This window comes from Solwaraspora sp. WMMD792 (assembly GCF_029626105.1).
Taxonomy (GTDB): domain Bacteria; phylum Actinomycetota; class Actinomycetes; order Mycobacteriales; family Micromonosporaceae; genus Micromonospora_E.
In genome coordinates this window covers 3,890,667-3,909,974 of record NZ_JARUBH010000009.1, presented here as the reverse complement: position 1 = coordinate 3,909,974, position 19,308 = coordinate 3,890,667, and the positions used below count along the sequence as shown (strand labels likewise).

Genomic DNA, 19,308 nt, shown 5'->3' with positions numbered 1-19,308 from the left:
TTTCAATCCGGCGCGGTTTTCGTGTGCTCGGGGACCGTGTCCGAAATGTCGGGCGGTCTGACCTGGGCAAACAGGGGGTCCGGAGGGCAACCTCCTGTTGATCATGATCTTGGTGGCGGCTTAGATGATCTCTGTGGGGCTGGTTTACGCAGCTCGGGTGCGGTTTGGGATCTTTCCGCCAACCTCCCCCGGATCCCGGGCGTGTCGGAGGTTGTCGCAATCGACATTTCGCCACAACTCTGGCACCTAATCTTGCATGCATCGATGCGTCGTCCGTCCTCGATGGATGGATCGCGATATGGCGTGGCCGTCTCACCTCCGTCCGTGGTAACCGACAGGCCGATGTGGATATCGTCGCCTACTTCGGTCGGCTTCGGCAAGGGAAGCAGTGACTGCTGGGGCCCATTTTCCCCGTGGCGCGGGGAAGGTTGGTGGTCTGCTCGTCCGTACGGTGGTTGGTGTGACTGAGGTTTCGTTCGCTCGTCTCGACGCCGCCGCTGCCGCAGCGATGCTGGACCAGCTGGCCGACGCGTACGCCGACGCCTACGGCCAGGTCCCCGGCGAGGACACCGGCGTCAAGTCGGATGCCTTCCGTGATCGGGCGACGGCCGCGTTGGGTGCCCGTAACTACGAGCTGGTGACGGCCCGGGTCGGCGGCGAGCTGGTGGGTTTCGTCTTCGGGTACAGCCTGCGGCAGGAGCGGGACTGGTTCGGCGGGCTCGATCCGGCGCCGGAGCCGGGTTTCACCGACGAGCGTGGTGGCGAGCGCACCGTGGTCCTGGCCGAGATCGAGGTACGCAAGGCGTGGCAGGGCAAGGGCATCGGCCGTGGCCTGCACGACACGTTCCTCGGTGGTCGACGCGAGGAGCGGGCGACGCTGTCGGCCAACCCGGTCGCGACCGCCACCCACGCGCTCTACGAGCGGTGGGGGTGGGTGCGGGTCGGCACGAAGCCCGGACCGCCGGGTGCCTACTACCGCGAGTACGCCGTCTTCGTGCGGCCGTTACGGTCAGCCGAAGGGCGTTGACCGGTAGCTGCGTACCGCCTGGTCGAGCTCTTTGACGGGGCGGGTGCGTTTCCACGGGTCGAGCCCACGGCGTAGCTTCTGCACCTGCTGGGTGATCCGCTTGCTGGAGTTGACCGAGGTCAGCTCCACCGCCTCGGTGGCGGTCCGGCAGGCCTGGTCGATGTTGCGTTGCTGGGCGAACGCTTCGGCACGGTACAGCAGGCCGAACGCGCGGTTGTGCAGGTTGCCCGGGTCGATCAGGCTCAACGTCTTGTCGGTGGCGGCGAGCACCCGGTCGGCGTCGTGGAAGCCCAGTGCCTGCTGCGCGGTGGTGCTCCAGTAGAACGACTCGTCGTAGAAGTACCACCACGACTGCCGGGGGCCGTCGTCGGCCTGCGCCTCTTGCAGGGCGGCGTACTCGCGGTCGAGATTCGCCTGCGACCGGTCGGCCTGGCCGTCGGCGGTGAGCGCACGCACCGCGACATCGGCGGCATAGGCTCGGGCGTACGGGCTGCCGCTCTGCTCGGCCCAGGCGGCAGCGGCGGCGGCGTGGTCGATGCCGATCCGGGGCTTGCCCTGCCAGGTCGCCAGGTGGCTCATGGTGCACAGGATGTAGGTGACCAGCTCCACGGCGCGTGCTTCGTGGGCGGCGGAGCGGGCATCGTCGTAGAGTCGCTGCGCGGAACCGTAGTCGCCCATGTTGAAGCACAACCAGCCGGCCAGCTGGGTCAGCTCGGCGTATGCGGCGATCGCCCGGTCCCGGTGTGGCCCGGCGGGGGCGGCCTTGGCCTGCTGCTCGGCGGTACGTCGGTAAGCCAATGCGCTGGGTAGGGTGGCACCCGCGCCGAGGACGTCGCCCTGCTTCCGCAGGTGGGGCATCATCTCTTCGCAGTGGGCCAGGGTTGCCGGGTCGAAGGTGCCCGGTGCGGCGGACGGTGGTGCCGCGGTGGCCGGCTCGGCCGCGCCGGCCAGCTCGGTCAGCGGCGCGGTGGTGGCGACCGCGAGCGCGGCGGTCAGTTTGCCGAGCATGGCCCGGCGGGTCTGCGGGTCCGGTATCCGTTGCATCCACATGACGATGACCTGCGCCAACTCTCCGAAGTCGACCTCCTCGGGCAGGCGGTGCGGGCCGGTGAGGTCCGCTCGTGGCGGGGCACCCGCCTCGGCACCGGGCCGCCGGCCGAGCAGGTCGCGAAGCAGGATCTCTGCTTCTCTCGGCACCATGGTCTCACCGGTGAGGGCGACGGAAGTACCCCGTGCGACGGTGAAAGTTGTTCGGGTCGCGGTGTCGAGGTGGCGGAAGCTGGGCAGGTCGGCCAGCAGGTCGGCGACGGCGCACTCGTAGATTTCGGCCAGGCGGACCAGGTTGTCCTGCGAGGGCGTGTAGCCGCCCTTGCCGGGCCAGATCTCCCAGTACGAGAAGCTCTTGTGGGTCTTGGGTTCGTCGGGCCAGCGCCGGTTCCACTCCTCGGCCGCCTGAGCCTGACTCCAGCCCCGGACGGCGCGCAGCGCGACCCGGGGGTTGAGCCGAAACCGCTGCCGGAAGACCTCGGCCACCTCGACCCACGTCTTTCCCTCCGACCGCAACTCGGCCGCGAGGCGAGCCTGCTGCCGCCGAAGACTTTCCGATCTTGATTCGCCCATGCCGTCACCCGCTCATGATCAAAAAGATCCGCAGACCTATTTGGATAGACCTTACGCGACTGCTCCAATCTTGTGAACTTCCCCGTGGTACGGGGAATGGGTCTCTCCGAATCTCCGGACGCAGGCGGGTAGTGGCGTGCGTGTGACGTAGGCGAACGTGGATGTAGCGGAGTTCTATGAGTGGCAATAAACGGCGTTGACGTTCATCTACTGAATCCCTTGACATGTCTCCACGGAGGAAAGCGCATGGCCGGAAACAACCCGCCGAGCAGCGGGTACTGCTCGTCGCCGTACTTCAGCGGTAATGAAGGTCCGACGCCGGACCGGCCGCCGTTGGCGCGCCGAACGCCGGGGCAGACGGACATCGGGCGGGACCCACGGTTCCGGCTGCTGGCCGCGCGCGGCGTATCGCCTGCGCCGGATGCCGGGCGGCCGGCTGTCGACGCCGAGCGGGCGGTGCTGGGCGAGGTGGCGGCGGCGATGAGGAACCGGCCGGGCGTGGACGTGTTGGACCGTGCGCGGGAGACGGTGGCTGAGCACATGCCGAGTCGGTTGGCCGAATGCCGGGTGTGTGACGTGGCGGCGTTCTGCCCGCCGTTCGCCAACGCGTTGGCGGTGCTGGACCGCTGGGACCACAGTCGGGCGCGTCGGGTGCGGGCGGTGTTGCAGTACGCCGGACTCTGGCCGGACGGGTACGTCCACGACGGCCGGGACGACTGATGGCCGAGGGTGATCTCCTGCGGGTGGGTGACACGCTGCATCTCGGCAAGGCGGACTGGGTGTTCGGTGACCGGTCGATGACGGTTCGGGTATCCGACATCCGGTACGGCCTCGACGACGCCGATTCCCCCGTGGTGGGCATCCTCGCCACGATCACCTTGGCCGGGCGGGACGGGCGGATGGCCGCGATCGGCGTCTACAAGAGTGCCCTGACCCGCTCCGGCGTGGTGCAACGCCGGCAGCCACTCAACGGCGTCGACCATCCACACTCGTAGAGAAGTCAAAGAGGATCATGGACATCTGCGCGTTGACGAGCGCCGCGTTACTCGGTTTCCTCGCCGGGTTATTCTCATTCCGAGTCAAGAGTCGCTGGTGCCCTCGGTGCGGCGAGCTGACCACCACCCCACCGTCTACGAGGTGAGGCTGACGCACCTCAAAACGCGAAATGACGTGCGCCAGCCTCACCTCGCGGCTCCGGCAAGGGAAGGCCGTTGAGCGTTGAACGCCTCCGGCGCTGGCCACAGGATGTGACCAGCGCCGGAGGCTAAATAGGCGAGGCTAAACAGGTGAGGCGTACGGTCAGTGTTTGTCGGCGCAGCACGGGGTCGGGTCGGGCAGCTCGAACGGCCCGATCCGCCCCGGCCCGACCGGAGTGGTGATCAACGTCAGCACCCCGTTGATCCACTGCGGCCGGACGAAGTCCCGGGTCACCAGCGGAGTGTCCTCATCCGGCTGCGCGCCACCGAGCATGATGACCTGCTCGATCGCACTGAACTCGAGCAGCTCCGCGACGGTGAGTGTGCCGACCAGACGGTCGACCCCGGGGTAGCGGACCGCCCGCCCGGACCGGCCGGCCCGGTGCTCGGCGGCGGCGAGCTCCGCCGCCGGGACCAGATCGGCCGGGGTGGCAGGCAGGTCGGGCAGCCCGTCGGGGGCGGCCAGACTGATCGCCACGTGTGGCCTCGGCGTCCGCACCAGATGGGTGCAGGCGACGAGGTCGGGCAGGTCGGCCACGCCGACGACGTCGTGCAGCCAGTGTTCGGCGGCGGCGTCGTCGGCGTGCCCGAGGCTCACTCCAGTAATGATCATGGCGGTGGCGGTGGCGGTCAGGATGGCAGGACCCAGATCGGGTTGCCGTAGAACCACAGGTCCAGCCACGGGTCGGCGTCGCCGAGGACGTCCATCGCCGGACCGTGCGGGTCGACCGAGGCACCCATCAGACCGGGCGCGCTGCGGTTGCCGTCGGTGCCCCGGACCCGGACGTACATCGGTCGGTCCACCCGGCCCAGCGGGTAGCTGAACGACACCCGCTTGCGGCCCGGCTGCACCTCGAACGAGGCGGCGACCCGGGTGGTCGGGGCGGTGAAGGTGTCCTGGTCGGTGACCGGTCCGGTGACGTCGCCGACGATCAGGTCCACCCGGGCCAGCTTCGGCACGAACTGCGCCCAGTTCGGCACGGTCGCCAGATCGATGTCCAGGGTCACCACGACCGACGTACCACTCTTGATCTTCAGCGTCCCGCCGAGCGTGGCACCGGCACCGGGACGCTGGTCGTTGAGCCGGCGGACCCGCATGTCCAGGCCACCGATCAGGCCGCCGTGGTCCACCCAGACCCGGCCGGCCCGGATGGCGTCCATCACCGCGCGGTAACCGAACGCCTGCGCGCCGACGTGGGTACGGCTGTACTGGCCCGGCCAGAAGTCACCGGCGGTGGTGATCAGCGGCCCGTACACCGGGTCGTTGTACTTGCCGTTGGCGTTGAAGTCGCTGTCCGGCCCGCGCATCGACGTACCCAGGTAGTTGATGTGCGAGTCGGAGTTGGCGCTGATCCACCACGGCTTGCCCTCGGCGAGCAGGCTGTCCCACAGCCCGCCCACGGTGGAGGTCATCCAGTCGAACCCGCCCCAGGTGCGGTAGCTCTCCAGCGGGTAGCCGGGGAACGACGCCGCCGACGGGCTGCCCTCGTAGTAGCCGCGACCGCGACCCGGGCCGTTCGGTGCCGGCAGGCTGGACGCCTGGTGACCGGGCGCGCCCTCCATGCCGACCGCCACGGTCGGGTCGGCGTCGCGCCAGGCCCGCACCTCGTGCGGCGAGTCGACGCCCCGCCGGGACGGGTGGTTGGCCAGGAACAGCGCACCGCCGATCCGGCGCCGGCGGACCTCGTCACCGAGGAACTTGATGCCGGCGATGGCGAGCGCCTCGTTCTCCGGGCTCGGGCTGCTGGTGCCGTTCACCGAGCCGTCGTAATCGGTCTCGAACTGCTTGAGTACGGCGACCTCGTTCGGCCCCGGCTGGACGAAGACCGTGCCGTGCTCGGCGGACGGGATGTTCCACTCCAGGCCCTGGTAGATCAGCAGGTCCTTGATTTCCTTGCGGGTCTCGACGATGTCCGGGTTGACCTTCTCCACCCCGATGCGGGAGTGGGTGGCGTTGCCGTGGTCGGTGATGACGATCCAGTCCAGACCGTACGCGCGGGCGTGCTTGGCCTGGTCGACCACCCGGTACATGGCGTCCGAGCTGTACTGGGTGTGGATGTGGTGGTCGCCGGCCAGCCAGACAAACTCGCCGTCGTTGGCCTGGCCACCGCCGGTGCCGCCGCCGGCGTGGTCGTTGGCCGGTGCGGCGTGCGCGGCGTGCCCGCCGGCCAGCACCGACGACGCGGCCGCGCCGGCTCCGAGCAGCCCGGCGTTACGCAGGAAGGTACGCCGGGACGCCTCGGTCGGCGACAGTTCGGCGTCCGGCACCGACAGGTCGAGTGGTGCCGGTACGTCGGCACCGGTCGCCGCGTGGTCGTGGTGGTGATGGTGGTGGTGGTTTCCCATCCCTGCTTCGCCTCCCAGATCAACTTTGTCGCGGTCAATCTCGTGGAGGAGGGGAAACAACAGGCGACGTACCGCCGTCGTCGCGGCGCACGTGCCGTGAAGGTGTAGCCATGTATGCATCAGTCACACCACTGTTGACCTGCGGCGCGGTCTGCCGGCAGGCTCAGCCGATCACCGGGCGGAAGACCCCGGCGGCGAAACTGACCGCCAGCGACCCGCCGGCGGCGATCGCGGCACCGACGACCAGAGCCGCGTCGGCCGCCCCGAACCGTTGCCGCCGGGCGCTGGTCCGGGGGATACCCGCGTCGAACCCCCGGGCATCCATCGCGGTGGCCAGCCGGGTGCCCCGACGGATCGCCAGCACCAGCAACCCGAAGGCGGTCGCCGCGAACAACCGGAGCCGGCGCACCGGGTTGCGGCCCGCGTCGATGCCCCGGGCCCGGCGGGCCATCGCCAGCAACTGCCACTCGGCGGTCAGCATCGGCACCAGGCGGAACGCGGCGAGCGCCCCGATCGCGAACCGGGGCGGGGCCTTGACGTTCTGCACCAGGGCGTCGGCCAGGTCGGTCGGGTCGGTGGTGGCGAAGACCAGCACCCCGGGCAGCGCCACGGCCAGCAGCCGCAACGCCAGTCCGAGCGCGGTGACCAGCACGCCGCTGGTCACCAGCACCGGCCCGGCGGCGAGCAGCACCGGGCCGGTCCGTTCGGCGGCGAACAGCGTCAGGGTGACCAGCACGCCGGCGGCGCTCAGCAGCAGCGGCGCCATCCGGCGCAGCAGGGCACGGTAGCCCAACCCGAACAGTGGGACCACGGCCAGCTCGACGGCGATCGCGACGGCCGGCGCCAGCGGGTCCAGGGTGGCCAGCAGCAGCACCGAGAAGACCAGCGCGGCGGCGAGCTTCGCCACCGGGTTACGGCGGGCCAACGCGCCGCCGGTCACAGGGTCAGCCGTCGGTCGGCTCACAGGGTCAGCCGCCGGTCGGCGAGCGCGGCGACGAGGTCGACGTCGTGGGTCACCGTCACGATCCCGTGCCCGGCGTCGCGCAGCTCACCGAGCAGCGCGACCAATTCGAGCCAGGTGCGCCGGTCCTGGCCGAACGTCGGCTCGTCGAGCACCAGCAGGCGGGGCGCGGTGGCCAGGGCGGTCGCCACACTCAGCCGCCGCGCCTCACCACCGGAGAGGGTGTACGGGTTGGCCGCCGCCAGCCGGTCCAGTCGCAGCCGGTGCAGCAGCTCGTCGACCACCGGCGCGACGGCCGACTCCGGCAGCCCGCAGCGGCGCGGGCCGAGAGCCAGCTCGTCGGCCACCGTGGTGGCGACGAACTGGTGCTCCGGGTTCTGGAACACGTTGCCGATCCGGCGGACCAGCTCCGGCGCCCGCCACCGGTGCGGGGCCGGACCGACCCGGCCGTCGCCGGTCAACGCGGCGGTGGCCCGGACCGCTCCGTCGGTGGCCGCGACCAGCCCGCCGAGCAGCAGGGCCAGCGTGGTCTTGCCGGCACCGTTGGGCCCCAGCACGGCCAGCGCCTCGCCAGCGCGTACCGGCACGTCGTCGGAGAGCGGGGCGAGCCGGGGCACCAGCCCGACCCGGTCGGCGATCAGCAACGGCTCACCGGCCGGGGCGGCGGAACCACCGCGCTGCGGCAACGGCTGATCGGGCACCCAGACACCGTCGGCGGCCAGTTGCCCGCCGTACCGGTCGAAGATCTCGTCCGGCTTGCCGTCGGCCCGCACGCCGCCACCGGCGGACAGCACCACCACCCGGTCGACCAGCGGCAGCGCCTGCGCCACCCGGTGTTCGACGATCACCAGCGTGGTGTCCCGGTCCCCGTCGAGCGCCCCGGCGACGGCGTCGCGGACCAGGTCGGCACCGGCCGGGTCCAGGTTCGCGGTCGGCTCGTCCAGCAGCAGCAGACCCGGCCGCAGGGCGAGCGCCCCGGCCAGGGCCAGTCGCTGCTGCTCGCCGCCGGACAGCGCGGCCGTCGGCCGGTCCCGGCCGTACCGGAAACCGACCCGGGCCAGCGCGGCGTCCACCCGTGGCCAGATCTGCTCGGCCGGCACTCCCCGGTTTTCCAGCCCGAAGGCGACGTCGTCGCCGCTGCGCGCCATCACCAGCTGGCTCTGCGGGTCCTGGAAGACGATGCCGACCCGCTCGCGGGCCTTGCGCGGGTCGAGCCCGTCGACGGTGACCGTGCCGGCCTGCTCGCCCGAGTCGGCGGGCAGCAGCCCGGCGATCGCCGCCAGCAGCGTGCTCTTGCCGGCCCCCGACGGCCCGAGCAGCAGGACCCGCTCGCCGGCATCGACGCTCAGGTCGACGTCGCGGACCGCCCAGGCCCGACGGCCGGCGTGCCGCCAGCCGAACCCGCGCAGCTCCAGCCGGCTCACGACCTGGTCAACCCCAGCTCGATCGCCACGGCCCCGGCCGGCCCCGGCCGGCTCATCCGGTGGTGCGGCCCCGGCCGGCTCACACCGTGGCGCGGTCGCGGCCGGCGGGGAACCGGTCGAGCACCCCGGTGCGCGCCAGCGCCCGGGTCAGCGCCACGCTGCCGGCACCGGCCAGCACGATCGCGCTGACCACGGTGACGATGAAGATCGGAATCCGGAAACTGACCAGGTCGTACGGCGCGTAGTAGCGGATCTGGTCGAAGATCGCCGCGCCGAGCCCGGCGGCCGCACCGGCGGCCAGCGCCACCGGCAGCCGGAACGAGCGGTACGCCACCGCCAGGAAGACCAGTTCGGCACCGACCCCCTGGGCCAGCCCCTGCACGATCACCACGGCGCCCCACTGGCTGCCCAACGCGGCCGAGACGATCGCGGCGACCAGCTCGCAGAACAGCGCGGCCCCCGGTTTGCGGATCACCAGTGCGCCGAGCACGGCCGGCACCAGCCACACCCCGTACAGCACCGCCTGAGCGGGCGGGAAGAAGGTGAACGCGGCCTCGGTGGCGGTCCAGATCAACCCCCACAGCCAGAAGACCACCCCGAACGCGACGGCGATCACCGAGGCGACCACGATGTCGACGGTCCGCCAGCTACGGTCGGCGGGCAAAGATTGCTGCGGCATAGCTCGCTCCAACTCCCTGCGCTGGCATTACCCAGATCAGGTTCGAGGGTCTGCGGGACTCCCCGCACTCTCAGCGCTACGTGCGCTCCCCTGTGGGACATCAGGTTGTGCCACCGACGCTAGCACCGGTGGCACCTCAGGGACAGTGGGCGCGTCTCGGTGTGGTGGCCGGCACCCCTGCGCGGGTTATCGTGAACTGCCCGCCTTCACACCAGCGAGGGGACCAGCCCGCCGTGACCGCTGCCGATCGCACCGTGACGCGTCGGACGCGCCCAGGCGACGAGATCGACTGGGCCGCACCGGCCGACGACGACCTGCCCGGGCCCGGCGGCGGCGCCGGGCCGCCCGGTGGCCCACGACCACCCCGACGCCGGCTGTTCGGTGACCGGGTCGGCTCGGTGGAGGTGCTCGCCTTCCTGCTGATCGGGCTGGTGATCTTCCGCGAGCCGTTGGCCAACCTGATCTCCGACCCCCGGCTGCAGACCTGGACCACGGTCTTCGTCTCGGTGATGGTCCAGGCGATGCCGTTCCTCGTCTTCGGGGTGGTGCTCTCCGCGGTGATCGCGGTCTTCGTACCCCGGTCGTTCTGGGCGAAGGCGCTGCCGAAACACCCGGCGCTGGCGGTGCCGGTGGCCAGCGCCGCAGGGGTGGTGCTGCCCGGCTGCGAGTGCGGCTCGGTGCCGATCGCCGGGTCGCTGATCCGTCGGGGCGTGACACCGGCCGCCGCGCTGGCATTCCTGCTCGCCGCCCCGGCGATCAACCCGATCGTGCTGGTGGCCACGGCGGTCGCCTTCCCGAACAACCCCGAGATGGTCGTCGGCCGGGGCGTCGCCAGTCTGCTCGTCGCGGTCGTGATGGGCTGGCTGTGGCTGCGGCTGGGGCGCACCGACTGGATCCGCCTGCCGCACCGGCCCGACCTGGACGACCTGTCCCGGGCGCGGGCGTTCTGGGCGGCGGTCCGGCACGACATCATGCACGCCGGCGGGTTCCTGGTGATCGGGGCGATGGCCGCCGCCAGCATCAACGTGCTGGTGCCGGAGCGCTGGCTGCAGACCCTCGCCGACAACCCGGTGCTGTCCATCCTGGCGCTCGCCGTACTCGCCGTGCTGTTGTCGATCTGCTCCGAGGCGGACGCCTTCGTCGCGGCCTCGCTGTCGCAGTTCTCGCTCACCTCACGGCTGGTCTTCCTGGTCGTCGGCCCGATGGTCGACCTGAAACTTGTCTCGATGCAGGCCGGCACGTTCGGGCGCAGATTCGCGTACCGGTTCGCTCCGGCGACATTCCTGATCGCCGTCGTGGTGGCGGTCGCGGTGGGGACGGTGCTGTTGTGAACAAGCAGGCTCAAGGCGTGGTACTGCTGCTCCTCGGCGGCGCGGTGGTCCGGGCCAGTGTCACCGACATGTACCTGCGGTACGTCAAGGAAGCGCTGCAGCCATTCCTGATCGTCGCCGGCCTGCTGCTGATCGCCGCAGCGGTCATGACGCTCTGGCACGACCTGCGGCGGCGGTCGACACCGGCCCCGGCCGTCGGCGTACCCGCCGGGCACGGCCACGCCGCCGACGACGGGCACGGTGGCACCGCCGACGACGGCCACGGCCACGCCCATCACGAGCCGAGGGTGGGCTGGCTGCTGATCCTGCCGGTGCTCGGGCTGCTGCTGGTCGCCCCGCCGGCGCTGGGTTCGTACGCCGTCGCGCAGGCCGGCACCGCGTTGAGCAGCGAGCAGGCATCGTCGGACTATCCGCCGCTGCCGGACGGCGATCCGGCCGAGATCAGCGTGCTCGACTATGCCTCCCGGGCGATCTTCGACGAGGGCCGGTCGCTGGACGGGCGCAACGTACGGCTCACCGGCTTTGTCACCGACGGCCCGGACGGTGAGCCGATGCTGGCCCGGATCGTGTTGTCCTGCTGCGCCGCCGACGGCCGGCCGATCAAGGTCGGGATGGACGGCAGCGCTCCGACCGGGCTGCCGGCGGACACCTGGATCGAGGTGGTCGGCCGGTACAGCGACCGGATCGGCACCGACCCGGTGAACGGGGCCAGCATCCCCTACCTGGCGGTCGAGTCGTGGCAGCAGATCGACGCACCCCGGCAGCAGTACGAGTAGAGGTTTTCCGCCGTGGCGTCCGGGGCACATTGCTGACCGCCAGTTGAGCGTGGGCGGTCCGGCAGGAGGACGAGCGGACGTGGACCGGGAGACCGAGAAGGAACGCTGGCAGCGCAACTTCTCCGATCTGCTGCAGGAGCTCAGGGTCGCCCAGACCGGGGTGCAGATCCTCTTCGCGTTCCTGCTGACCTTGCCGTTCAGCAGCGGGTTCCCCGACACGAACGGGTTTCAACGGGACGTGTACGTGGTGGCGCTGCTGGCGGCGGCGGCCGCCGCAGCGTTGATCATCTCCCCGGTGGCGTTCCACCGGGTGCTCTTCCGGCGTGGCCGTAAGCCGGAGCTGGTCCGGTTCGCCCACCGGATGGCCAGCGGCGGCCTCAGCCTGATGCTGGTCGCCATGGTCAGCTCGGTGCTGCTGGTCACCGACTTCATCCTGCCCCGACCGGTCGCGTTCGTGCTCAGCGGCCTCACCGGGGTGTGGTTCCTGATCTTCTGGGCCGCCCTGCCGTTCGTGCACCGTGGCTGGCTGGACGGCGACGAGGAGGACGACGAGGACGAGGGTGGCGACGGTGGTGCCGACGGTGGTGCCGGGCGCGGCGGCCGGTCAGCGCCGGCCACGTAGGCCCAACGCCCGCAGCTCCAGCTCCGCCAACGCGTCGGTGACCGCCGGGTCGCCCCGCCGCCACCCGGCGGCGACGTCCGGGCCCAGCGCGGCGATGGTGCCGATCGGGCGGGTGGCCAGCGCCCGCAACGCCAGCAGATCCGACCCGGCTGGTACGTCGCGCAGTCGGGCCGCCGCGCTCGCCCGCCGGATCCAGCGCACCCGCAACGGCAACCAGCCGAACAGCACCAGACCCAGCGGGAAGACCAGCACCGTAGCGGCCAGCACCAGGGCCAGCTCACCGACCAGGTCCTGCTGCTCCTGCCCGGCGGCGGCGACCGAACGGGCCGCCCCGGCGGCCTGCTCGAACGGCCCGGTCAGCTCGTCGCCGACCAGTGGCACCCGGCCGACCCGGCCGCCGACGTCGGCGAGGTTGTCGGCCAGCCCGGTGCCGGCGTTCTCCAGTGTCCGACCAGCGTCGGCCAGCCCACTGACCCGGTCATGTAGCCAGCTGGCGGCACGGATCCACAGGTAGACCCAGACGACGACGATCAGGTCGGTGGCGAGTTGCCGGGCGGCGCGCGGAAAGCGGTCGGCGTAGATCTGCATGCGCACAGCGTGCCGTACGAGGACCGGAATCGCGCGTGCGCAGTCCCGCCAGCCGGGCCCGTGGAGTGCCGGCAGCCGGCGGCCTGCCCGGTCACGTCGTCGGGGTACGCCGGGCGGCGCATTTCGGGCAGGTCCCGAAGATCTCCATCGTGTGGCTGACCCCGACATAGCCGTGCTGGGCCGCGATCCGTTCCGCCCAACTCTCCACCGCCGGCCCGGCCACCTCGACCGCGCTGCCGCACGAGCGGCAGACCAGATGGTGGTGGTGGCCCTGACTGCACCGCCGGTACAGGTGCTCGCCGCCGGGCGGACGCATCACGTCGACCTCGCCGGAGTCGGCCAGCCCCTGCAACGTCCGGTAGACCGTGGTCAGACCGACCCGGTCGCCCCGCTGGCGCAGCATGGCGTGCAGCTCCTGGGCGCTGTGGAAGCCGGCGAGCTCGTCGAGGATGGCGCTGACCGCGCTGCGTTGCCGGGTGTTGCGCACCGTCGAGGGCTCCGCGGTGCCGGGCGTGGTGTCTCCAGTCCTCATCAGGGCCTCCGGGACGTGTTCTGCCCGGGACGGGGCCGGCGGCTGCTCACCGGACCTCCCGGGCATGGCTGACAGCGTCCGCGACGATGTGCGCGACGTGTTCGTCGACCAGCGCGTACGCGATCTCCCGGCCACGTCGGGAGCCGTGCACCACCCCCGCGCCCCGCAGCACCCGCAGATGCTGGGACACCAGTGGCTGCGGCGCGCCGAGCTTCTGCACGAGTTCGTGGACACACCGCTCGCCCTGGGCGAGCTCGGTCACGATCGCCACCCGCAGCGGGGCCGAGAGCGCGCGCAGCAACTCGCTGGCGCTCTCGTACCCGTCGTAGCCGTTGGCCATCGTCACCCCGCAACGGTAACCAATACCGGAGCCGGATCGGCAGGCAGGCGGCTCAGCGGTGCTCGCCGACGGTTCAGGACCACGCCAGACGGGACGATCCGGGACACCTAGGCAGGACGTTCCGGGACCATCTCGGCGGGACTGTCCAGGACCACCTCGGGTGGCTCGACCTCCCGGGGCTGCCGGCGGTGAACGGCCAGCGTGCCGGCCCGGCGGCGCAGCAGCCGCCACGTCCCGGCACCGACGGCGGTGGCCGCGAAGGCGGCGATGGCCAGGATCACGATGGTCGCGCCCATCGCGGTGTCGGCGGTACCGGCCAGCCACACCCCGCCGCCGGCGGAGGCCGTACCGATGATCATCGCCATCGCCATGGTGCTGCGGAAGCCCCGGGTGATCTGCTGGGCGGTCGCCACCGGGACCACCATCAGCGCACTGACCAGCAGCAGACCGACCGCCCGCATGGCGATGGTGACGGTCACCGCGGTGGTCACCGCGATCAGCAGGTTGAGGGTGCGCACCGGCAGGCCGGAGACCCGGGCGTACTCCTCGTCGTGGCAGATGGCGAACAGCGCCGGCCGCAGCAGCAGCATCGCGGTCAGCACGACTGCGGCCAGCACCACGATCACCCACAGGTCCTCGACGGAGGCGGTGGTGAGCGAGCCGAACAGGTACGCCATCAGGTTGGCGTTGCTGCGGTCGCCGGCCAGCCCGACCAGCATCACCCCACCGGCGATGCCGCCGTAGAAGAGCAGGGCCAGCGCCATGTCACCGGAGGTACGCCCGCGTTCGCGCAGCAGCTCGATGGCGACCGCCCCGACCGCGGCGGCGATCACGGCGGTGAGCACCGGGGAGCGGTCCAGCAGCAGACCGACGCCGACGCCGGTCAGCGCCACGTGGCCGACGCCGTCGCCGATCAACGACATCCGACGCTGCACCAGATAGATGCCGAGGGCCGGGGCGGCCAGACCGATGACCAGGGCCCCGATCAGGGCCCGGATCATGAACTCGTACTGGAAGATGCTCATGCGCTCCACATCCGGGACGGCTCCACCGAAGCATGCGGATGGACGTGGTCGTGTCCCGGGTCCGCGTGGTGGCCGGCCGGCGCGGGCACCGGGCCGTCGTGCACCACCTCGCCGTGGTGCAGCACCACGGCCCGGTCGATCAGCGGTTGCAGCGGACCGAGCTCGTGGGCGACGAGGAGCACCGTACCGTTGCCGGCCACGAACGCGCCGAGCGCCCGGGCGAACGCCTCCTGGCTGGCCGCGTCGACCCCGGCGGTGGGTTCGTCGAGCACCAGCAGCTCCGGTTCGCCGGCCAGCGCGCGGGCGATCAGCGTCCGCTGCTGCTGGCCGCCGGAGAGCGTGGCCACCGGGTCCCGGGCCCGGTCGGCGAGGCCGACGGCGGTCAGCGCCGCAGCGACAGCGGTGCGGTCGGCGGCGCCGGGCGGCCGCAGTACGCCGCGACGGGCCAGTCGGCCGGAGGCGACCACCTCGCCGACGGTGGCCGGTACGCCGCTGCCGGCACCGAGCCGTTGCGGGACGTAGCCGATCCGGTGCCACTGCCGGAACCGCCCGGCCGGCACCCCGAACAGGTGCACCGAGCCGCCGCGCAGCGGCACCAGCCCGAGCGCGGCGCGGATCAGGGTCGACTTGCCGGAACCGTTGGCACCCAGCAGCGCGACGACCTCACCGCTGGTCACGGTGAGGTCGACGGAGCGCAGTACGGAGCGGTTGTCGTAGCCGACCGCTCCGCGCGATACCTGGACGACGCTGGCGGTCACGAACATCCCAGGGCGGCGGTCAGATTGTTCAGATTGTTGCGCATCACCGAAAAATAGTCGTCATCGGCGTCCGGCTGCAGTCCCTCGATCGGATCGAGCACCGCGGTCTCGGTGCCGGTCTCGTCGGCGATGGTCTCGGCGACGCTCGGGCTGACCAGGGTCTCGAAGAAGATCGTCGTCGCCTGGTGCTCCCGGGCCTCCTCGATCACCTCGGCGAGGCGCTGCGGCGTCGGCTCGTCCTCCGGGCTCAACCCGGTGATCGCGATCTGGTCGAGTTGGTAGCGGACGGCCAGGTAGCCGAAGGCGGCGTGACTGGTGATGATCTCCCGGCGCTCGCAGTCGGCCAGCCGCTCGGCGAACTCGGTGTCCAGGGCCTCCAACTCGGTGCGCAGCGCGGCGGCGCGGGCGGTGAAATCGGCGGCGTGGTCGGGGGCGACGGCGGCGAGTCGCTCGGCCAGCGCGTCACCGACGGTGGCGAACCGGGTGGGGTCCAGCCACAGGTGCGGGTCCTTCGCGCCGGTCTCGTCGGCGTGGTCGTCCGCCTCGTCGGTGTGGTCGTCGGCGGGTTCCTCGGTGTGCTCCGCCTCGTTGGCGTGGTCGGCCTCGTCTTCGTGGCCCGGTTCCTCCTCGGAGCCGTGCCCGTCCTCTTCGGGGTGCTCGTCGGTGCCGTCGTGGTCGTGGCTGTGCCCACCGTCGGTGGCGTCCAGCAGCGGCTCGACCTCCACCACGTCGAAGGAGTGGTCACCGGCCTCCTGCTCCACCGCGGCATCGACGGCGGGCTGGAAGCCACTCAGATAGACGACCAGGTCGGCGTCGCTGACCTCACCGACCTGCCGAGGGCTGAGCTCCAGGTCGTGCGGCTCCGCTCCGGGGGGCGCGAGACCGGTCACCGTGACGGCGTCGCCGCCGATCCGTTCGGCCAGGAACTGCAAGGGGTAGAAGGCGGCTACCACGCCGACCGTTGCGTCGTCGGCGGACCCGTCGCCGCCGTCCTGGGCGCAGGCGGCGGTGCCGCCCAGGACCAGCAGGGCACCTGCGGTGGTGGCGACGGTACGGCGGAAGAGGTGGCTGTGCATCGGGCAACTGTCCGTGGCGACGATAATGATTGTCAAAAACGCATGGTTGCATGATTCGGTACCGGCCGCGACGAGTGGCCCGGAAGCGGGCTAGAAGATCTTGGCGAGGGCGACCGCCACCAGCAGGGTGAGCGCCACCAGGCGAAACATGCGCCCGGCGGCCGGCACCGCCGGCCAGCTGCGACGCAGCAACCAGACCAGCCCGGCGGCCAGCACCAGCAGCGCCGTCGCGCCGACGACGCCCGGCGCGAAGAGCCCGACCAGGACGAGCACCAGGGCGGCGAGGAACGCCCCGGTCGGGCTGATCGGCCCGGGGCGGACCGGCGGCGACGGTTGCGTAGGCTGCATCCGACCGACTCTAGTCAGGAGGGGACTCGACGTGCTGGTGGTCAACCGGTTCGCCGTGCCGGAGGCGGACACGCCCGGCTTCGTCGATCGCGCCCGGGCCGCGTTGCGGGCCCTGGCCGGCCGCCCGGGGTACCGGCGCGGCGCACTGACCCGGGCGCTGGAGGACCCGCACCGCTGGTGCCTGGTCACCGAATGGGAGTCGGTGGGCACCTACCGGCGGGCGCTCGGCTCCTTCGAGGTGAAGGTGGACGCGACGCCGCTGCTCGCCGAATCGCTCGACGAGCCGTCCGCGTACGAGGAACTGGTCACCGCCGGGCCCGGAGAAGAACCCGCAGCCCACAGCAGTGACCGGGCGGCGGAGCCGGGACGGTGAGCCGGCGGGCACTACCCTTTGCCCCATGACCGATCCCGGACCGGCGCAACCGCGCCCGCCGTCCGCCGTGCCCGACGAGGCGTCCCCGTGGCAGGCACCCTCGCCGTGGGCTCCGCCGGACCGCCAGCCGCCGCAGCCTGCTGCGACCGGACAGCCTGAGGCCGCACCGGACACCACGCCGGCTGCCGGCCCGGTGATCCCGGTGCCCGGCTCGGTGACTCCGGTGCCCGGCCCGGTGACCTCGGCTGCCGGCCCGGTGACTCCGGTGCCCGGCCCGACCTACCCGGTGCCGGCTGGTCCAGGAGTCGCGCCGCCGTTCGCCGCTCCGCCGGCCGAGGGCCGTACCGCGCGGGTCTGGATCGGGCTCGGGGTCGCGGCGCTCGCGCTACTGCTGTGCTGCGGTGGTGGCACCGTCGCCCTGGTCGGACTCATCGTCACTGGCGCCGAAGCGATCGACGAACAGGCCCGGATCGCGGTCGGCGACTACTTCGAAGCGGTGAGCCAGCAGGACTTCGGCGCTGCGTACGACATGCTCTGCGCCGAGGCGCAGAGCCGTGAATCGGCCAGCGAGTTCGCCCGGCGCCTCGCCACGGAGCCGGAGATCACCGCCTACGAGGTCGGTCAGGTCTCGGTCACCAGCCGGATCGTCGTACCGGTGGAGGTCGACTACGCCCAAGGCGGCGGGGACACCCTGCGGGTGTCGCTCAACCAGGACACCGGCACCGGTGAGCTAGAGGTCTGCGGCGTCGAAGGGTAGCCTCCGAACATCCGTCAGGATCAGCCCGTCCGCACATCCCCGCCGGCCGCCAGCCGGTGTAGGAGCAGCGCATGCCAGCCGACCGCATCGACGCCGTGGCCAGTCTCGCCCACCGGCGTGGTTTCGCGTTCCCGTCTGGTGAGGTCTACGGTGGCCAGCCGGTCGCCTGGGACTACGGGCCACTCGGCGTGGAGCTCAAGGAGCATGTCCGCCGGCAGTGGTGGCGCACGGTGGTGCAGCACCGCGACGACGTCGTCGGCCTCGACGCGGCGGTCATCCAGGCGAGGCCGGTGTTCACCGCGTCCGGCCTGCTCGACACCTACACCCAGACCCGGGTCCGGTGCCGGGCCTGCGACCTCACCCAGCCGCTGGACCGGATCGTCGAGGCGTTCACCGTACGCCGGGAACAGCCGGCTGCCGCACTCGCCGAGCTCGCCTGTCCGAGCTGCGGCAGCCGGGGCAGCCTCACCGACCCGCAGCAGGTCAGCGGGCTGCTCGAGGTCTCGCCGGACCGTCCGGGGCCACCACCGGATCGGTACTACCTGCGGCCGGAGGCGGCACCGGGCACCTTCGTGAACTTCGCCAACGTGATGATCGCCGCCCGCAAGAAGCCGCCGTTCGGCATCGCCCAGGTCGGCCGGGTCTTCCGCAACGTCGTCGGCCCCGGCGAGTTCCTGCTGCGCAGTCACGAGCGGGAGCGGATGGAGCTGGAGTACTTCGTCGAGCCCGGAACCGACGACGACTGGCTGGAGTACTGGGCGCAGCAGCGGTGGGACTGGTACGTCGACCTGGGTCTCGCGCCACAGCAGTTGCGCCGTACCGAGGTGCCCCTCGCCGGCCTGCCGCAGCACGCCAAGCGGATCGTCGAGATCGAATTCCGGCTCGGTGGCGCCTATCAGGAATTCGTGGTGCTGGAAGGGATCACGAACCGCGCCGACTACGATCTGACCGCGCACGCCAAGCATTCCGGTGCCGACCTTTCCTATTTCGACCAGGACCGGGGCGAGCGGTGGGTGCCGTACGCGATCGAGCCGGCGGCGGACCTCACCGCGACGGTCTTCGCTCTGCTGCTGGCGGCGTACGACGAGGACGAGGCACCGAACACCAAGGGCGGCGTCGACAAGCGGACCGTGCTGCGTCTCGACCCGCGGATCGCGCCGGTCAAGGTCGCGGTGCTGCCGCTGTCGCGCAACGCCGACCTCTCGCCGAAGGCCCGTGACCTTGGTGCCGCGCTGCGCCGCCGGTGGATGGTCGAATTCGACGATTCGCAGGCCATCGGTCGCCGCTACCGGCGGCAGGACGAGATCGGTACCCCGTACTGCGTCACGGTCGACTTCGAGACGCTGACCGACGACGCGGTGACCGTGCGGGACCGGGACACCATGGCGCAGCAGCGGGTGTCGCTGGACCAGGTCGAGCGGTACCTGCTGGAGCGGTTGCCGACCGGCTGACCACCGGACCCGACCCGGGGCCGGCCGGCTGACCCCAACCCGGGGCCGGGGCCGGGGCCGGGTGGGCCCGTGGAATCC

At 71.6% G+C, this 19,308-nt stretch carries 22 protein-coding genes, 1 CRISPR repeat array and 1 riboswitch (1 of these 24 cut by a window edge); of the genes, 9 read left to right on the top strand and 13 right to left on the bottom strand.

The genetic code is table 11. The features are described from left to right. Positions 1-35: direct repeats of the CRISPR family, unit length 36 nt; it reaches 660 nt to the left of the window's first position. Positions 36-460: 425 nt separating this feature from the next. Beyond that, a complete protein-coding gene (locus O7629_RS18545; RefSeq protein ID WP_278170646.1) occupies positions 461-1,027 on the top strand; it encodes a GNAT family N-acetyltransferase in 567 nt (188 codons plus the stop codon). Here the strand turns inward: O7629_RS18545 and O7629_RS18540 are convergent. Further along, complete coding sequence (locus O7629_RS18540) at positions 1,010-2,647, bottom strand: helix-turn-helix transcriptional regulator (protein ID WP_278170645.1); 1,638 nt, start codon at positions 2,645-2,647, stop codon at positions 1,010-1,012. The genes O7629_RS18545 and O7629_RS18540 overlap by 18 nt on opposite strands. 246 nt (positions 2,648-2,893) lie before the next feature. On the opposite strand from O7629_RS18540, the gene O7629_RS18535 reads away from it, so the two are divergent. Both O7629_RS18535 and O7629_RS18530 read left to right on the top strand, forming a co-directional pair. Continuing rightward, entirely contained in the window at positions 2,894-3,367 is a 474-nt protein-coding gene (locus O7629_RS18535; protein WP_278170644.1) for a hypothetical protein, read from the top strand. Continuing rightward, entirely contained in the window at positions 3,367-3,642 is a 276-nt protein-coding gene (locus O7629_RS18530; RefSeq protein WP_278170642.1) for a hypothetical protein, read from the top strand. Before O7629_RS18535 ends, O7629_RS18530 begins: the two co-directional genes overlap by 1 nt. A gap of 304 nt (positions 3,643-3,946) precedes the next feature. Here the strand turns inward: O7629_RS18530 and O7629_RS18525 are convergent, their stop codons facing one another. From O7629_RS18525 to O7629_RS18505, 5 genes are all read right to left on the bottom strand, one after another. Then, the gene (locus O7629_RS18525) at positions 3,947-4,456 is read right to left on the bottom strand and encodes a hypothetical protein (protein WP_278170640.1); all 510 of its coding nucleotides are present in this window, start codon (positions 4,454-4,456) and stop codon (positions 3,947-3,949) included. Positions 4,457-4,473: 17 nt separating this feature from the next. Further along, entirely contained in the window at positions 4,474-6,189 is a 1,716-nt protein-coding gene (locus O7629_RS18520) for a PHP domain-containing protein (protein WP_278170639.1), read from the bottom strand. Positions 6,190-6,352: 163 nt separating this feature from the next. Next, entirely contained in the window at positions 6,353-7,129 is a 777-nt protein-coding gene (locus O7629_RS18515) for an energy-coupling factor transporter transmembrane component T (protein ID WP_278170638.1), read from the bottom strand. 20 nt (positions 7,130-7,149) lie between these two features. Further along, positions 7,150-8,574: an ABC transporter ATP-binding protein gene (locus O7629_RS18510; protein WP_278170636.1), complete on the bottom strand. Its 1,425-nt coding sequence runs from the start codon at positions 8,572-8,574 to the stop codon at positions 7,150-7,152. Positions 8,575-8,653: 79 nt separating this feature from the next. Further along, on the bottom strand, positions 8,654-9,253 hold the full coding sequence (locus O7629_RS18505) for an ECF transporter S component (RefSeq protein WP_278170634.1): 600 nt from the start codon (positions 9,251-9,253) through the stop codon (positions 8,654-8,656). Continuing rightward, positions 9,250-9,355, bottom strand: a riboswitch (TPP riboswitch). It overlaps the preceding gene by 4 nt. Positions 9,356-9,627: 272 nt before the next feature. Here O7629_RS18505 and O7629_RS18500 point away from each other — a divergent pair. From O7629_RS18500 to O7629_RS18490, 3 genes are all read left to right on the top strand, one after another. Then, positions 9,628-10,584, top strand: a complete 957-nt coding sequence (locus O7629_RS18500; RefSeq protein WP_278174582.1) for a permease — start codon at positions 9,628-9,630, stop codon at positions 10,582-10,584. Beyond that, positions 10,581-11,360 (top strand): TIGR03943 family protein, encoded by a 780-nt coding sequence (locus O7629_RS18495; protein ID WP_278170632.1) that lies wholly within the window; start codon positions 10,581-10,583, stop codon positions 11,358-11,360. Before O7629_RS18500 ends, O7629_RS18495 begins: the two co-directional genes overlap by 4 nt. Positions 11,361-11,439: 79 nt before the next feature. Then, a complete protein-coding gene (locus O7629_RS18490; protein ID WP_278170630.1) occupies positions 11,440-11,982 on the top strand; it encodes a DUF6328 family protein in 543 nt (180 codons plus the stop codon). On the opposite strand, the gene O7629_RS18485 is transcribed toward O7629_RS18490, so the two are convergent. The 7 genes from O7629_RS18485 to O7629_RS18455 form a co-directional block, all read right to left on the bottom strand. After that, entirely contained in the window at positions 11,965-12,570 is a 606-nt protein-coding gene (locus O7629_RS18485; RefSeq protein ID WP_278170628.1) for a hypothetical protein, read from the bottom strand. The genes O7629_RS18490 and O7629_RS18485 overlap by 18 nt on opposite strands. 91 nt (positions 12,571-12,661) lie before the next feature. Further along, complete coding sequence (locus tag O7629_RS18480; RefSeq protein WP_278170627.1) at positions 12,662-13,102, bottom strand: Fur family transcriptional regulator; 441 nt, start codon at positions 13,100-13,102, stop codon at positions 12,662-12,664. Between the two features lie 46 nt (positions 13,103-13,148). Continuing rightward, positions 13,149-13,448, bottom strand: coding sequence for a metalloregulator ArsR/SmtB family transcription factor (locus O7629_RS18475; protein WP_123602948.1), 300 nt, complete (start codon positions 13,446-13,448; stop codon positions 13,149-13,151). A 101-nt stretch (positions 13,449-13,549) separates the two neighbouring features. Beyond that, positions 13,550-14,467, bottom strand: a complete 918-nt coding sequence (locus tag O7629_RS18470) for a metal ABC transporter permease (RefSeq protein WP_278170626.1) — start codon at positions 14,465-14,467, stop codon at positions 13,550-13,552. Further along, on the bottom strand, positions 14,464-15,225 hold the full coding sequence (locus tag O7629_RS18465; RefSeq protein WP_278170624.1) for a metal ABC transporter ATP-binding protein: 762 nt from the start codon (positions 15,223-15,225) through the stop codon (positions 14,464-14,466). The genes O7629_RS18470 and O7629_RS18465 overlap by 4 nt, the downstream gene beginning before the upstream one ends. Beyond that, positions 15,222-16,301, bottom strand: coding sequence for a metal ABC transporter substrate-binding protein (locus tag O7629_RS18460; RefSeq protein WP_278170622.1), 1,080 nt, complete (start codon positions 16,299-16,301; stop codon positions 15,222-15,224). Before O7629_RS18460 ends, O7629_RS18465 begins: the two co-directional genes overlap by 4 nt. 90 nt (positions 16,302-16,391) lie before the next feature. Next, positions 16,392-16,649 (bottom strand): DUF6703 family protein, encoded by a 258-nt coding sequence (locus tag O7629_RS18455; protein ID WP_278170621.1) that lies wholly within the window; start codon positions 16,647-16,649, stop codon positions 16,392-16,394. 31 nt (positions 16,650-16,680) lie between these two features. Between O7629_RS18455 and O7629_RS18450 the strand changes: the two genes are divergently transcribed. The 3 genes from O7629_RS18450 to O7629_RS18440 all read left to right on the top strand — a co-directional run bounded on the left by O7629_RS18450 (position 16,681) and on the right by O7629_RS18440 (position 19,230). Next, positions 16,681-17,022, top strand: coding sequence for an antibiotic biosynthesis monooxygenase (locus O7629_RS18450; protein ID WP_278170620.1), 342 nt, complete (start codon positions 16,681-16,683; stop codon positions 17,020-17,022). A gap of 286 nt (positions 17,023-17,308) precedes the next feature. Then, positions 17,309-17,779 carry a hypothetical protein gene (locus O7629_RS18445; RefSeq protein ID WP_278174581.1) on the top strand — a complete coding sequence of 157 codons (471 nt, stop codon included), beginning with the start codon at positions 17,309-17,311 and terminating at the stop codon, positions 17,777-17,779. A 71-nt stretch (positions 17,780-17,850) separates the two neighbouring features. After that, the gene (locus O7629_RS18440; protein ID WP_278170619.1) at positions 17,851-19,230 is read left to right on the top strand and encodes a glycine--tRNA ligase; all 1,380 of its coding nucleotides are present in this window, start codon (positions 17,851-17,853) and stop codon (positions 19,228-19,230) included. The last annotated feature ends 78 nt before the right edge of the window (positions 19,231-19,308 follow it).